At 34.5% G+C, this 15,784-nt stretch carries 15 protein-coding genes and 2 pseudogenes; 3 read left to right on the top strand and 14 right to left on the bottom strand.

Features of this window, described 5'->3' with window-relative positions; genetic code table 11:
- Positions 1–101: 101 nt before the first annotated feature.
- Both H5J24_RS02945 and panD read right to left on the bottom strand, forming a co-directional pair.
- The gene (locus H5J24_RS02945) at positions 102–1,178 is read right to left on the bottom strand and encodes a lysylphosphatidylglycerol synthase transmembrane domain-containing protein (RefSeq protein WP_068944465.1); all 1,077 of its coding nucleotides are present in this window, start codon (positions 1,176–1,178) and stop codon (positions 102–104) included.
- 3 nt (positions 1,179–1,181) lie between these two features.
- Positions 1,182–1,532 carry an aspartate 1-decarboxylase gene (gene panD, locus H5J24_RS02940; protein WP_029294648.1) on the bottom strand — a complete coding sequence of 117 codons (351 nt, stop codon included), beginning with the start codon at positions 1,530–1,532 and terminating at the stop codon, positions 1,182–1,184.
- Between the two features lie 399 nt (positions 1,533–1,931).
- Here panD and H5J24_RS02935 point away from each other — a divergent pair, with 399 nt between their 5' ends.
- Positions 1,932–2,222: an HU family DNA-binding protein gene (locus tag H5J24_RS02935; RefSeq protein ID WP_027379880.1), complete on the top strand. Its 291-nt coding sequence runs from the start codon at positions 1,932–1,934 to the stop codon at positions 2,220–2,222.
- Between the two features lie 191 nt (positions 2,223–2,413).
- On the opposite strand, the gene pdxH is transcribed toward H5J24_RS02935, so the two are convergent.
- Entirely contained in the window at positions 2,414–3,055 is a 642-nt protein-coding gene (gene pdxH / locus H5J24_RS02930; protein ID WP_068944466.1) for a pyridoxamine 5'-phosphate oxidase, read from the bottom strand.
- 24 nt (positions 3,056–3,079) lie between these two features.
- On the opposite strand from pdxH, the gene H5J24_RS02925 reads away from it, so the two are divergent.
- Positions 3,080–3,631 (top strand): YqgE/AlgH family protein, encoded by a 552-nt coding sequence (locus tag H5J24_RS02925; protein WP_068944467.1) that lies wholly within the window; start codon positions 3,080–3,082, stop codon positions 3,629–3,631.
- 105 nt (positions 3,632–3,736) lie between these two features.
- Positions 3,737–4,321, top strand: coding sequence for an N-acetylmuramoyl-L-alanine amidase family protein (locus H5J24_RS02920; protein ID WP_068944468.1), 585 nt, complete (start codon positions 3,737–3,739; stop codon positions 4,319–4,321).
- Positions 4,322–4,404: 83 nt separating this feature from the next.
- Here H5J24_RS02920 and H5J24_RS02915 read toward each other — a convergent pair whose 3' ends face one another.
- From H5J24_RS02915 to H5J24_RS02865, 11 genes and pseudogenes are all read right to left on the bottom strand, one after another.
- Positions 4,405–5,220: an aminotransferase class IV gene (locus H5J24_RS02915; RefSeq protein WP_068944469.1), complete on the bottom strand. Its 816-nt coding sequence runs from the start codon at positions 5,218–5,220 to the stop codon at positions 4,405–4,407.
- A gap of 78 nt (positions 5,221–5,298) precedes the next feature.
- Positions 5,299–5,685: an START-like domain-containing protein gene (locus H5J24_RS02910; RefSeq protein WP_034696870.1), complete on the bottom strand. Its 387-nt coding sequence runs from the start codon at positions 5,683–5,685 to the stop codon at positions 5,299–5,301.
- A gap of 189 nt (positions 5,686–5,874) precedes the next feature.
- Positions 5,875–7,049 (bottom strand): annotated as a pseudogene (locus H5J24_RS02905) (aspartate aminotransferase family protein).
- A 134-nt stretch (positions 7,050–7,183) separates the two neighbouring features.
- Positions 7,184–7,966: a hypothetical protein gene (locus H5J24_RS02900; protein ID WP_096788319.1), complete on the bottom strand. Its 783-nt coding sequence runs from the start codon at positions 7,964–7,966 to the stop codon at positions 7,184–7,186.
- 3 nt (positions 7,967–7,969) lie between these two features.
- On the bottom strand, positions 7,970–8,803 hold the full coding sequence (locus H5J24_RS02895) for a hypothetical protein (protein WP_068944471.1): 834 nt from the start codon (positions 8,801–8,803) through the stop codon (positions 7,970–7,972).
- Between the two features lies 1 nt (position 8,804).
- The gene (locus H5J24_RS02890) at positions 8,805–9,107 is read right to left on the bottom strand and encodes a hypothetical protein (protein ID WP_232816013.1); all 303 of its coding nucleotides are present in this window, start codon (positions 9,105–9,107) and stop codon (positions 8,805–8,807) included.
- A gap of 55 nt (positions 9,108–9,162) precedes the next feature.
- Positions 9,163–9,705, bottom strand: a complete 543-nt coding sequence (locus H5J24_RS02885) for a hypothetical protein (protein ID WP_232816012.1) — start codon at positions 9,703–9,705, stop codon at positions 9,163–9,165.
- Between the two features lie 670 nt (positions 9,706–10,375).
- Complete coding sequence (locus H5J24_RS02880; protein ID WP_068944473.1) at positions 10,376–12,115, bottom strand: OstA-like protein; 1,740 nt, start codon at positions 12,113–12,115, stop codon at positions 10,376–10,378.
- A 3-nt stretch (positions 12,116–12,118) separates the two neighbouring features.
- A pseudogene (locus tag H5J24_RS02875) lies at positions 12,119–12,591 on the bottom strand (Fur family transcriptional regulator).
- A gap of 68 nt (positions 12,592–12,659) precedes the next feature.
- Positions 12,660–14,654: a KUP/HAK/KT family potassium transporter gene (locus H5J24_RS02870; protein WP_068944474.1), complete on the bottom strand. Its 1,995-nt coding sequence runs from the start codon at positions 14,652–14,654 to the stop codon at positions 12,660–12,662.
- Positions 14,655–14,771: 117 nt separating this feature from the next.
- Entirely contained in the window at positions 14,772–15,752 is a 981-nt protein-coding gene (locus H5J24_RS02865; RefSeq protein ID WP_027374696.1) for a pyruvate dehydrogenase complex E1 component subunit beta, read from the bottom strand.
- Between the last annotated feature and the right edge of the window lie 32 nt (positions 15,753–15,784).

Genomic DNA, 15,784 nt, shown 5'->3' with positions numbered 1-15,784 from the left:
TATAAAGCAATTAAGTCTAATTTTACCGGTTAAATTAACGGCAACAAAAAAGGTCCAATTAAAAATTTGAACCTTTGTACTGTATCATTGTTGAATTAGTTTTAAAAATCTTTCTTCGAAGCAGCTTCATTTCTTGCCTTTGCCAGCATTGGAATTGAAATAAGTCCCATTACCAATACTATTACAATTTGAAGTGGTAAAGAAATAAAAGAATAAATTAATCCTATCTCACCTCCAAGGTCAGCACTTTTCCCCATCGAAATAAAAAGAGCCATAAAGCCGTATTTCATAGCCAGATTATAAGCTCCGATTCCACCACTGGCAGGAATAATCATTCCAAGTGTTCCTACAACAATAATAAAGAAACCATCTGCAAAAGTAAACGTTGAAGTTTCAGGAAGGGCAAAACATACAAAATAGGCGGCAAAGTAATAAGAAACCCACAGCCCTAGTGTATACAATATGAATTTACTTTTTTGTTTTAGCTTAAAAATGGAAGTTATTCCCTGAAGAATTCCTTTTCCAAAATTGATGAGTTTCTCTTTTTTATATTTATAAAGAAGTCCCAAACCTATTAAAAATACTACTCCTACAGCGATCTTGATGCACAAATAAAAAGAATCAAAATCATTGACTCCCAACTTCATCATTTGTTTCTCAAAAAAATTGGGAACAAATTCAGCTTTCTCATCTTTTTTATCCATTACAAAATGATAAAAAGAACGGATCGCATTAAATTTAAAAATCACTGTTAGAAGTAAAAAACCAACCAGGCAAACCAAATCTACCACTCTTTCCAAAATAATAGTACCGAAAGATTTATCTACAGGTACTTTTTCTACCCCATATAAAGCAGTAGCTCTTGCCAATTCTCCACTTCTTGGAATCGTAAGATTCATCAGATATCCAAATGAAGTAGTCCATAATGAATTAGAGTTTGAAATGCGGTATCCCATTGGCTCCAATAGTAAATTCCAACGAATCGCTCTGAACCAGTAGCCTAAAAGCCCAAATACAGAAGCAAACAATACCCAAAGATAGTTGGCCTTCGCCAATGATTGCTGAATCACTTTAAAATCAAGCCCTCGTAAGGCAAGCCATAAAAAAAAGCCTGCAAAAGCAAGCGATATTACTATTGTAAGTATTGATTTCAAAGGACTTTTTGATGTTTTCTCCATGAATTACGTAAGAAGATTTGTTTTTTCATCAGGGAAAACTATTTTCGGCTGGAAGTCTTTGGCTTCTTCAGGGGTCATCTGCGCATAAGCAATGATGATGATGATATCATCTCTCTGTACTTTTCTTGCAGCAGGTCCGTTAAGACATACTTCTCCGGATTTTCTTTTTCCTTTGATAACGTAGGTATCAAAACGTTCTCCATTATTCACATTGACGATATAGACCCTTTCTCCCACCACTAAACCAGCGGCTTCTATAAGATCTTCATCTATCGTTATACTTCCTATATAATTAAGGTCTGAGGCTGTAACTCTTACCCTATGGATCTTGGACTTGAAAACTTCTATTAACATGCTGCAAATTTATTAATAAAAATTAATAAAACAGTCCTTCATTACCATTAAAAAACTCCCATAAACAATGGGGTTTAATTTTATAAAACACAACAAAAGAGATCTTTAGTTATATTATTAATAATTATATTCTTAAAAACATCAATACTTTATACACAATTTAGGATTTAATAAATACAGGAAATAATATTAACTTTTTGCTAAAGTCAATAAGCATAAGCATTTGGCATGATTTTAGTAACCCGTAACGTAGATTTTTCGTAGAAACACGAATTATCATATTTTAACTGTTTTCACTGAAAAGTAAAAAAATTGCATAAGTTTTTATAAAAAAATTGCACAATTAGAAAATAGTATTATATTTGCTATAATTACGAACTAACTTTAATATTAAAAATTATGAACAAGTCTGAATTAATCGACGCAATCGCAAAAGATGCAGGTATCACTAAAGTTGCAGCAAAAGCTGCTTTAGAATCTTTCATTGGTAACGTAACTTCTACTCTAAAGAAAAAAGATGGAAAAGTTTCTTTAGTAGGTTTCGGTACTTTCTCAGTAGCTGAGAGAGCAGCTAGACAAGGGATCAACCCTGCAACTAAAAAACCAATTAAAATTGCTGCTAAAAAAGTTGCTAAATTTAAGGCTGGAGCTGATTTATCAAATGCAGTTTCTGGTGCTAAGAAAAAATAATCATTCAGATTACAAAAATTCAAGACCGTTTCTAAGAGACGGTCTTTTTTTATGCCTTATCAAGAGCTTATAAGTTTAGGCTAAAGCCTTTCGGCCGATATAATAAATAAGCAGGCTAAAGCCCGCTTTATTGAATTGTACTAGCATCTATGATGTTGTCTCATGTAGAGTAGTTTACAGATTTATCTTACCTATGGAGCCAATCGAGAGATCTTCCAATCAAGATCTTCCAATTTATACACAATTCTGTCGTGAAGACGGTTAGGTCTTCCCTGCCAGAATTCAATCTCATAAGGTTTTGCAAGATATCCGCCCCAATGGTCCGGTCTTGGAACTTCTATATTTTCGTACTCTTTCTCCAGATCTTTTAATTTTTCTTCCAGAAACTCACGATTAGGAATTTCCTGACTTTGTGGCGAAACTACAGCGCCCAGCTGACTTCCCTTTGGCCTCGAATGGAAATAGCCATCACTTAAGTTTTCTGCCACTTTTTCAAGGTTAGCTTTGATGATAATCTGCCGCTCCAGATTAGGCCAGAAAAAATGCAGACAGGCTTTATGATTATTTTCTATTGCTTTTCCTTTTCTGCTATTGTAGTTGGTATAGAAAATAAACCCTTCATGAGTGTAAGATTTCAACAGGACCATTCTTGTTCTCGGACAACCATCTTCCTCTACCGTAGAAACCGCCATAGCATTAGCTTCTGAGACTTCCGGGCTTTCACTGGCATCCAAAAACCAGTCTCTAAACTGCTCTATTGGATTTTGTTTTATCTCACTTTCAATAAGTTGGGATTTATCGTACACTTTTCTTTTGTCGTGCAGGTTTTCCATAAATATTTTTTATTAAATTTGAGTATGAATCACTCATACAAAGGTAAAATATTAATCTCGACCCCTGACATTTCCGGCGATATTTTTTCCAGATCGGTAGTATTGGTTATTGAACATAACGAAAGCGGAGCTTTTGGTTTGATCCTTAATAAAAAAAATAGCCAGATGAGTAGTAAATTCAAAGATTTCTTTGATTTTAAGATCGAGGTATACGATGGCGGTCCTGTAGAAAATGATAAAGTATTTTTCATTGTAAAAGGTGATGAAAAAGTGACCGAGATTTACACTGATATTGCGGATGAATATTATCTTACCGAGGATATCGAACGTATTATCAATGCTGTATTGGCTAATGAGCTGGATATTCATAATGTAAAAATCTTTTCAGGATATTCCGGATGGGCTCCTAATCAACTGGACAGTGAGGTTCAGAGAAAAATGTGGACTGTGGTAGATGTTTACAATCTGGATTACACTCTTCCCAACGACCAGACCTTATGGAAATCGATCATGCAGAATCTTGGTGGAGAATTCTTATTATGGGCCAATTCCCCTGAGGATATTTCATTAAATTAATCACATCCTTTTCATATTAGTAAAAATAATTAACAAATTTTAAGATTCTGTTAACCAATTTTAAAGAAAGTTTTTCCGTTCTTTGAAAAACCAAAAATCACTGAAATGAAAGGTATTCCATTACTTGCTTTATCAATCTTTTCGACTGCTTTTTTATCATTCACTCCTCTTAACAAGAAATACATTGTCATAGATGCTGGTCATGGAGGCAATGATCATGGTGCTGTATTTGGCCAATTTAGTGAAAAAGATATCACCTTAAGCATTGCAAAGGAGATTCAAAAGCTTAGTGGAAAGCAAGACCCGTATGAGGTGATTTTAATAAGAAATGAAGATACCTATCCCAGTCTTTCCGAAAGAACTCTTCAAATCAACAAACTGAATCCTGAAATGGTGATTTCACTCCATGTTAACACTTCTCCTCAGGAAGAAACCGTTAAACATGGAACAGAAATATATGTCCAGAATTCTGAAGATTCAAAGAAACTGGCAGGAAAAATCTATAAAAAATTTAGTGTTCGTAAAATTGAAGAGCGCAATAATCTTCATATTTTAAGAGAAACCAAAGCTCCTGCAGTATTGGTAGAACTTGGATTCATCAATAATTCTTCAGACAGAGCTTATATTACCAGTGAAAATGGACAAAAGGAAATCGCACAAAAATTCGTTGATATCATCAACGGAAATTAAATAAAGAAACAATTTCTGATTTATTCAGAATAAAACCCGGTAAAGGACTTTGTAACGTTGTTGTTTACCGGGTTTGTCAATTTTTATAAATTAAAACTCTTTTTCCAGCCTTCTACCAATTCTGTAAATCGGGAAGTCTCAAAGGTTTTATTTCTTATTTTACCTACAGAAAATATGCCTTTCTCGTCAGAAATCATTAAAATTTCTTCTGCTTTCTGAGATTCAAATGCAATAATTTCGTGTTCCTGGATATCAGCCAGTTTATTTTTATGTAAATAAGTAACGAAGTTTTCCATTAAAGGAGAGATGTAAGCTCCTTCTGTCTGTTTTGGAACTTTAATAACATCTCCTTCCATAAACAAAAGGTTACCACAAGTGGTACGGGCAATCCTTTTATTAGGGTTTAACAGAATAACATCATCAAGATCATTCTCCTGGGCATAAATTCCGCCATAGATGTTTTCCGGACAATGTACTCTGATATTGCTTAGCAGATTATTATTTACATTAATTTCCTTAATCAGATCCAGTTCCAAGGCTCTCTGATGAACAGCCAAAACATCATCCATTTCTTCTACTTCATAAAAATAGGAAATTGAAGATTTTGCTAATGTTAATTCATCCTGATTTCTGAATACCTGGAAATTGATAATTCCATTCTTTATTCCTTTACCTTCTATAATATCCTTTTGGAACATTGACTGGAAAAACTCCAATGTATAGGTTAAAGGAATATTCATTCTCATCTTTCTCATGGAAGCCATCAGGAAGAAATAGCATTCTTCATCCATGATCAACCTGCTGTCTCTTACAAAGAAAGAAACCTTCACTGCATCGCCCCAAAGAAAGGCTCTGTTCTTTACATTCAATGTACCTGAGGTAAAATATTGATTTTCCAATTTTTGATGTGATTTATTTACAAAAAAATAATGAACGATAAATCGTTCATCAGTTTTATCATTTGATATAGTCCTGCATTATGCAGCACCTAATTTTATTCTGAGATTTTCAATAAGATTTTCCCAATACATCGCGTTTTCTTCTTCGTCTCCTTCTTCACAGAAGTCCGTAATATTTAGTGCCAAATCTTCTGTTATATCATCTATAGTGATAGTCATTTCAAAGAAATTCTTAGTTCCTTCATCTTCTTCCCATCTGAAACGCACGAAACCTTCAGGCTTATATCTGATCAAAGTGGCCTTTTCAGCAGGTCCTCCACCCCAGCTAAAAAAGAAATCATCGCCTTTCTCTGTAACCTCATCTGCAAACCATTCAGACAACCCCTCTGCAGTAGCCAGATATTCGTATAAAATCTCTGATAAACAGTGCATTGGAAATTCGTAATGGACTTTATGTTTCGCCATATAATCTTTGTTTTTATCGTCCCGCAATATATAAATTAATTTTTTTATTACACAAAATTGCAGTTACTTTTTTAAAGAATCTGCATGATATTTATCAGAGATTATAAATATGTATTATGTTAAGTATTAAGGTTTAAAATTGCCATGTCAGGCATAAAAAAAATCTCTCCATCGGGAGAGACATTTTCTTTAATCTTCATTAAGAATATCAAGTATAATTTGGCAGCCTTCTCTAATTTCATCAAGAGATAATGTAAGGGGTGGAGAAATTCTCAAATATTCATTTCTATACAATTGCCAGAATACAATAAGTCCGTTTTTCATACATTTTTTAGCTACATTCAATGTATATTCAGGTTCTCCAAGATTTACGGCCAGCATTAAACCTTTACCATTTATATTTTTAATTTTTGGATGTACCAAAAGTTCTCTGAATAATTTTTCTTTCTCTTCAATTTCTTTCATTATACCACTTTCCAGCACTTCTTTCAAAGTAGCATAACTGGCTGCTGCAATCAATGGATTTCCTCCAAAAGTAGTTACATGTCCTAACTTCGGAGAATGGGACAACGTTTCCATAATCTTTCTGGAACTCATAAAAGCTCCTACCGGAACTCCACCTCCCATCCCTTTACCCATAACAAGGATATCCGGAACAATTCCAAAATGTTCAAATGAGAATAGCTTTCCTGTTCTTCCAAATCCGGGTTGGATCTCATCCAGAATCAAAAGCGCTCCCACTTCTTCACATCTTTTTTCAGTTTAATCAGATAATCATCATTCGGAACCAGAAATCCTGCAGCTCCCTGAATAGTTTCCAGAATTACACATGCAGTTTTCTCTGTAATCTTATCAAATTCAGCTTCATTATTGAATTCGATAAAAGTAACCATCGGTAATAATGGGCGGAACTCTCTTTTATGGTTTTCATTTCCCGAAACGCTTAATGCTCCGTGGGTGTTCCCATGATAAGAGTTTTTAAAGGAAATGATTTCTTCTCTTCCGGTATATCTTTTAGCCAGTTTCAAACTTCCATCAATAGCCTCTGCACCGCTATTTACCAAATATGTCACTTCCAAAGGTTCCGGAGTAGCTTCAGCAAGTAATTTACATAGCGCAATCGGTTTTTCCTGAGCATATTCCCCGTATACCATTACGTGAAGATATTTATCTGCCTGTTCCTTGATCGCATTAATCACTTTCGGATGCGAATGCCCAAGGGTATTGGCAGAAACTCCAGCTACAAAATCGAGATACTTTCTTCCATCTGTTCCGTAGATATAGTTTCCTTCAGCTTTTTCAACTTCAAAACCTGCTGCAAATTTTGTGGTTTGTGCCTGATATATAAAAAAATCTTTATGCATTTCCATTGTCTCAAAAAATTTCAGCAAAGCTATAAAAGATTCAGCAAATGCCGAAATTATTGATCGTGAATAAAAAAGCCACCCTTCATTGGTATAAGGGTAGCTTCTCATTGAAATATAAAGATTCGTTTACTTTATAGTACTTTTTCTACCGTTACGTAGCTATCATTCGTTACGGTATAAGCTGTAGTTCCTCCAACTTCTGAAATAGCTTCCAAGGTAATATACTGTCCCTGTACTGCATATACTGAAAAATCAAGATTGATTTTCCTGTTTGTTCCGTCAAAATTTACAGTATCTTCCAGTAACTGAAATCTCAATTGGTCATTAATTAAGAGTCCTGCTCCCAATCTGTTGCTGAATGACCCTGCCGGCCCTGTAAAAGTTATATTCAAATTTATTCTGTAAAGTCCTGTCTGGCGGATGTACAACTTATTGAGATCTGCCCCACTGGTTGGTACATTGGTCTTAAGTTTTAATGGATCTGCTAAGAAGTTAACCTTATCAATTAAAGAATTAATAGGAAGCATCACAGATCCGGTAGTTGTGGCTACTGAATTTATTCTAAATCTGGAAATGTTATCAGATTCCACTTCAAAAGCTTTACTCCAAACTAACCCATCAAATACCATCACCTCGCCTGTACTATTCACAAATAAAAGCATACCTTTCAGTTCTGTAATACTTGTAGCTGGTGCATTCGCTCCAGTATACGGAAGATCTGTCAATGTATTTACAGTTGGAATACCAAATCCTTTTACTCCTGTTGCTTCACTAGTGTTAGTTATGTACATCATTACTTTATCATTTCCACTTGCGTTGGAATCCGGACTTCCGATATTGGTAAAATTTACCTGTGCATTATAGCTGTTTATGATGAACATAAATAAAAACAGACTGTATATATTTTTCTTCATGATTTAAAGTGCTTTAATTAAACGTGCTGCAACGAATGAACTCACCGAATTGGAATCTGTTCCGTACGCTGAAAGCGCACCTCCCGAAAGAGCATTAGAACTGATAGATGGAACCACTCTAAGTTCAGCTCCTGCAGGCATATATAGTGTATGCGAGAAACTTGATGTCTTATTTCCCTGTGTATCTACAATGAAAACAACAGAATAATTAGTCTTAGAAACAACAGTTTCCCAGTCAGATGATGATGTATATTTTACCTGTAACGTTAGTTTAAATTCAGTTACTCCAGCCTGGGCACCAAAACTTCCTCCTGTAAAGCCTAGTGCTACACCTATATCATATACACCATTCTGTTTTACAGTAACAGTACTAGCAGCAGGATTTTTCAGCGCCAGATTATCCACAAGTACCTGACTCTTATCGTCTGGAGCTAAATAGGTAGGAGTTCCACTAGAAAAACAGAAACCTATTCCAAAAGAAATACATGGAATTGAAATTCCTGAAGAAACCCCTAATCGGGAAGCCTTCGGCTGGTAAATTCCCTGTATCTGCCTTGCCGGATTCCATGAATAGCCATCATATTTATAATACTGATCATCACTTTTATTATAAATAAGACCACCTACGAGATTAGTATAATCATCGAATACGTCCGGAGCAGAAGCATTATACTTCGGAAAACCGGTATAAGAATTGGAAAAAGGTAAAATAATTCCCTTGTTTCCATCCTGAACTTTCACTACATTTTTATTGCTTACAAAATTACCTCCAATAGCAACCTGTGCATGCAAATAATATTGAAGAATGAGGGCTAATACAATTATAATCTTTTTCATCTTATTGCATATTTATTTTTTCAACAATAATTTCTGATACAGCATTTCCGGTTTTCGTCATGGCAAAGCTCATGTTATTACCACCCAAAGCTCCTGTACAAACACCTGTACCGATGTTCTGAGTACCTCCTAGTGACATTCTCAATTTGTCTCCTGCGTTGAAAACACCTACATAAGTAAATGCTAAAGATTGCCCTACATCAATGGATCCTGGTAACAATGTTGATACAGATAATGCTCCTGAAGTAGAAGCACTTGTTGTATTATTGATAGGTCTCCAGGTAGCATCCGCTGCTGTACTCATTTCCAGATCCAGCCTTGATTTCAGATTGATGATAACCCCTACACAAAGCGGAGTACTAATATCTATGGCTCCACTTTTTAAAGGATATTTTATAAAGTCCTTTCGTATTAATATTAATTACATTACTGGTAGTGGCAGCCAGTGCAACATCTGAAGATATGTCATTGAAACTACCTGCTGTAAAATTAATATTAGCAGCCGTACAGGTCTTTACTGTAAGACCACAGGCCAGTCCACATGTTCCACAACTCGTGGTCACATTTCCTGATCTGATAAAACGGGCCATTTTATTGTTCTTCATGGTGGTCACAATAGGATCTGAGATTTTCCAACTTGTTCCGTCATTCTGAACAATACTTCCTGTTTCACGGTTAAAAATAATGGATCCTTGGGTACCATCTCCTGTTGTACCAGTTAATGAGGAAGGTAATACAGCAGTTGTATTCGCTCTAGGTAATCTAGCAGCGTAATCATCCTGCTTTACATGCAGCTGAGTCCGAACATCCGGCTGAAAGCCCGTGGTTTTCGAAATACCAACTTGAGCATTGATCTTTATATTACAAATAATAAAGATCAAGATAATAAATTCTAATTTCATATTGTCTTTTTTAGATTGGCTTGACCTATTAAATGTATAAAATATTATAATTAGATAATTATATAGTCATAAAAAAAACAATAACTCCAATATGTTAGAATAAATATAACCAATAAACACCGCTGTAGTGAAAGGAAAATCCCATGTTTATTGCAGAAAAAAAAAATATTTTTAAAATTTAAAATTTAAGAACAAAATCTGAGCAATTTCAGGTTTTTTTTTGTTATTTGAATCACAAAAATTTCACCATTTAATGATATGAAGAAGGTCTTTTTTAATATTTACTAATACAAACAACATTTTACAGCAACTTTTACCAGGAATAAAACCCAATTATATAAAAAATATAAAATATTGTAATTCAATAAAATAATTTAATTCCAATAAAAATAACAAAGCGTTTCAATCATTCATTTTTAGTGTTATCAATCCGATTAAAAAAAAATAATTAACATGTATTTTTTTCACTATTTAATGATATAAAATACAAAAACAACTCAATTTATTGACATTTTAACAATTACCGAAAAAAATATGGCTCTGTTTAACCAAAACCTAGCTGAACAAAAATTTTAAACTCCTCTTTTTATTTCTTTTTATTCAATAAGAAGATCAAAATAACTATTAGAAATAAAAAAACCGCTTTACAATAAAGCGGTTCATTTTATGATTATTTTCTTACTCTTTTAGGTTTTTTAGCTTCTTCTTTAGCCCGTTCTTTCTCTATAGCATCCTGAGCCTGATCATACAATTCATTATCCGAAGAATATTTTATCTCTTCATAATTTGGACTGTCGACCAATATATCCTGCCATTTCCTGATCCGGTCTTTCGTATTCCAGTTGAAATCCGGAAACTTTCTTCTTGAAGGTTCTATTTTACTCATTGGATAAGTATCAGCAGTAGCACCGATGCTACAGGAAATAATCTGTAAAGCCCTTTCCTCAAATAAAGCGCCGATAATACCACATGCAGAAAGTGTAATCCCAATTCTTTCCGGCTTCTGGGTTTCTTTGTTTACATCATCTACATAAGCAATAGATTGTGCATTCCCCACTACTCTAGCCTCTTTAATATCATTACCCTGATAATATACTGTCATGTACTTACCTTTTACCTGATTGAATTCATCTTTCAGAGTTAAAGAGTCTACTTTACTAATAGCTAAAGCATTTCCAATAACTTTTAAGGAATCTATATTTTCATTCTGAGTATTAAAATAGGCTTCAACTTTGTCACCAGTCACCTGCTTTTCCCCGCTCCATAAGATCGGTTTTGTGTACATGTGCATAATACCATCCGTTTCATTAAAGGATATAGAATCTGCTCTTCCCTGTGCATTGGATTTATATATTCTTGCTTTTCTATAGGCTCTTAAAAAGCTCTTTTTTATTTTGATATCTAAAGAGTCCGGTTTTTGATAGGATATGATTTTCTCAGCAGCAAAATAGGCGGTATCTTTTTCCATAATTTTAACAGCGTAAGGACCTTTGGTCATCATTGAAGAATCTTTTTTCTCAAAGATTTCACCATAGCCACCTTTCATATATCTCCTTTCTTTCGGATCATCCAGTTTTACATTACCGGTAGCTTTTCCAAAACCTGTGATCTGATTAAAATACATATCCTCACCGGTAAGGATTTTATCATTATAAAAGATCTTGGAATTTTTGTTCAGGAAAGCTTCTTTGGTTTCCATCCTATAGGTTCCTCTTTCCGTATACACTCTATTTTTAGGATTGGCTCTATTGGTAATGGTTGTAGGTCCGAAAAATTCAGCTACTTTGGTATTCTGGTTCTGCTTGATATTTACTCCTTCAATGATATATTGGGCATTGTCAATTTTCACATTACCTACAAAATCAATCATTTTGGTATCCAGAAAATAGGTAGCAGACTTGGTATACATTACATTTCCCTGGCTGTCAGAAATGGTACCTCCTGTATTAAAATAAGCCTGACTCGATAGTTTATCATAATACAGAATATCAGTTTTGATGGTCTGCTTAGGATCCGTCAGGACAACATTTTTTCTGGCAACACCTTTCTGCGTATTCCCATCATACTCCATTTCCCCTGCTGTAATAACAGAGCCGTCCGCATTCTGAAGTTTTGCATTTCCAATTGCTTTGGCAAAGTTTTCTTCACTATAAAGAACAACTTCATCTGCCGTAAGTATAGATCCCTTTTGTTCTATCTGAACATTTCCTACAAAATATTGATTACCGTCATATTTGGCGGGATCTTTAATAATTTTATCTGCGTTGATAAGTTTGATTTTATCTTCAGGTTTCAATGGCTGCTGCTTTGCAGGAGAAGGGGTGAGATAAGGATCTCTCTTCACAGGAGTTTTATCCTGCGCAAAGCTAAGCGTAGAAATAAAGATAAACAGAAAAAGGATTATTCTCATTAATTAGTCATTCTTAGTGCCATAAAAATATAGCGAATGAGAATCAATTTTTACGCCAAATGCTTCTTCAATGGCTTCTTTGATTCCTTGAATTCTTGGGTCACAGAATTCAATAATTTCTTCGATTTCTTTATCAGAATCTTTTTGTAGATCACCAAGTGATCATGCTGTTTATCAAAATAAGATTTCTCATAAGATGAAGACGTCAAGGTTTTTTCTCCGAACTGATGTTTACGGATTAATCCGGCATCAAGGAAAATCTCAATCGTATTGTAAATAGTTGCTTTCGAAACATGATATTTCTTCTGCATCATCAGAAGATACAGATCATCAACATTAAAGTGATGATCCATATTATAAATTTCTTCTAATATCGTATATCTTTCAGGAGTGTTTCTGAACCCTTTTTCTAGTAAGTAGTTTCTTAAAACATCCTTGATCAAAGCTATATTTTTTTCTTTTTGTATTGTATCCATTAAAAAAATTATCTACAAATTTATTGAATTTTATTTAAATAGATAGTATGGTTTAAAAGCTCCAGGGATTAAGAGTTATGACGGTAATACCCAGATTGTTCAATTTTATTGTCATAAACAGTAAGCTCTGTAATAGGGGCAGACTCTACTTCTACGTTATGTGAAGACACTCCCCACGCCTTAAAGTCATCACTTCCTATATATTTTACAAAGTTGTAAATATTAAGGGTAATCTTCTGTTTAACAGTTAAAAGTATATCGTTGATATAAGTATTATCTATAATTACATATTTCAAATCCGGCGGTATGTCATGAGCTCTTAGAGACGGGTGGCTGCTTCTTGAAGGAATAGTTCCATCTGCCATAAGATCTTTCAATACCATATTGAAATAATCATTGATTCTTCTATCTACTTTAAATCCAAGAAGGAAGTTAATTTTATAAACAGTTCCGGGAAGAATTTCATCAACCGTATACTTGAATGTATACGGATCTTCCTGATTCACAATACTTAGAATAAAGTAATGATCTGCTCTTTTCGGCTGTTTTTTGATGATAGAATAAATAATTTTAGATTCTACTTCATCATTTCTTTTAGCACGGCTCAGATAAGCTAAGTTTGTGGCATATTTGGGAATGGTTTCATCCAACTTCATATCTTTAAGAATGGATATATATTTGTCAATCTTCACAAATTGGATAAATCTTGTTTTGATTAACCTTCCATTATACCATGCATACATAGAGATTCCAATAGAACCGGCTAATACTACGGTGATCCATCCTCCTTCCATGAACTTAATGATATTTGCACTGAAGAAGCCTAACTCAATAGCCAAATAGACTAAAGCAAATAATAATATTAAAACTTTACTTACTCTATGTTTCAACAACCAAAAAATAAGTAGAATGGTTGTCATTAACATTGTTACTGTAATGGAAAGTCCATAAGCTGCTTCCATTTTTCCAGATTCTCTGAAGTGCAGCACTACAATAATGCATAAAATTAAAAGGCCCCAATTGATTCTAGGGATATACATTTGTCCTTTAACTCCAGAAGGATAGTCAATTTTTTGATTAGGCCAAAGGTTGAGCGACATTGCTTCAGAAAAAATGGTAAAAGAACCCGTAATCAAAGCCTGGCTAGCAATAATAGCGGCAGCTGTTGCTAAAATTACTCCTGGTATAATCATCCATTCTTCCATAATCCCAAAGAATGGGTTTACAACAGAAAAACCTGGTTTTTCAAAGTTTGTTAGAAGCCAAGCTCCTTGTCCAAGATAATTTAAAATAAGCATTATTTTAACAAATCCCCAGCTTACTCTTATATTTTTAGCTCCGCAATGTCCTAAATCTGAATAAAGAGCCTCTGCTCCAGTTGTACAAAGGAACACTGCACCTAAAATAACTATTGCACTTGGAGAGTTTACAATGAGTTTGTATGCGTAATAAGGGTTAAAAGATCTTAGAATTTCAAAATTTTCACTCAAATGCATTACCCCTAAACCTCCTAATACTAAAAACCAAACCACCATTACGGGACCAAAAAACTTTCCAATAAAGCTGGTTCCGAATTGCTGTACCACAAAAATTGCAATGAGAATTCCAATGGTAATAGGAACAACAGGAGTATGTGGATTATAAATTTCAAGACCTTCAATAGCTGACATCACGGTAAGTGATGGTGTAATTACCCCATCTGCAATAAGTGCAGCAGCTCCTACAATGGCTATAAGATAAAGCCATCCTTTTTTCAGATTCTTAACTAGAGAAAATAAGGCAAGAATTCCTCCCTCCCCTTTATTATCTGCCCTTAAAGCAATGATTACATATTTTATGGTAGTCTGAAGAGTAAGTGTCCAAATAATACAAGAAAGGGCACCTTCTATATATTCATTGAAAGGCATATTACTCCCTTGAGACCTTGCATTCACAATTGCTTTCATTACGTAAAGCGGAGAGGTACCAATATCTCCAAAAACAATCCCTAGAGACACTAAAACTCCAATAAAGGAAAGTTTCTTTATGTCGAAGTGGTAACCATCTTCTGTAACTTCTGCCATATCAGCTTAATTTAATTTAAAGGCGCAAATTTATACTAATTTTATGACGTCATGAATTTTTCTTCATGAATATAATAAATGAAAAAACTTCCTTTCGGAAGTTTTTTTCTATTATGATTACTTAACGTACATTGCTTTTTTGATTTCCTCTTTTACTTTTTCAAGCTTAGGGAACCATTCTGCGAATAATGCAGCTGAATATGGTGCTGGAGCATCAGGAGTTGTAATTCTCTTGATTGGAGCATCTAAATAATCGAATGCTTTTTGTTGTACCATATAAGTGATTTCAGAAGATATTGATCCAAATGGCCAAGCCTCTTCTAAGATTACTAATCTATTTGTTTTCTTTACAGATGCTAAAATAGTATCAAAATCTAAAGGACGAACTGTTCTAAGGTCAATTACCTCTACAGAGATTCCTTCTTTTTCCATGTCTTCAGCAGCTTGTAATGCCAACTTCATAATCTTACCAAAAGAAACTAAAGTAACATCTTTACCTTCTCTTTTAATATCTGCTTTTCCGATAGGTAAATAGTACTCTTCTTCAGGAATTTCCATTTTATCACCATACATCTGCTCAGATTCCATGAAAATAACCGGGTCGTTATCTTGAATAGCTGTTTTCAATAATCCTTTTGCATCATAAGGGTTTGAAGGTACGACTACTTTAAGCCCCGGACAGTTGGCAAACCAACCTTCGAAAGCCTGAGAGTGTGTAGCTCCTAATTGTCCTGCAGAAGCTGTAGGTCCACGGAAAACGATTGGGCAGTTCCACTGTCCACCACTCATTTGACGGATTTTCGCCGCATTATTAATAATCTGGTCAATTCCTACTAAAGAGAAATTGAATGTCATAAATTCTACGATAGGTCTGTTCCCATTCATTGCTGCTCCTACAGAGATCCCTGTAAATCCAAGTTCTGCAATCGGTGTATCGATCACTCTTTTTGGACCAAATTCATCCAGCATTCCTTTTGAAGCTTTATATGCACCATTATATTCTGCCACTTCCTCCCCCATCAGGTAAATGGATTCGTCTTTACGCATTTCCTCGCTCATTGCCTGTGCAATTACCTCACGAAAAGTATATTCTGCCATATTTTCTTGAAAAATTTAGACTACAAAAATAG

The organism is Chryseobacterium capnotolerans (genome assembly GCF_021278965.1).
Taxonomy (GTDB): Bacteria; Bacteroidota; Bacteroidia; order Flavobacteriales; family Weeksellaceae; genus Chryseobacterium; species Chryseobacterium capnotolerans.
This window is presented reverse-complemented; position numbering and strand designations above follow the sequence as displayed.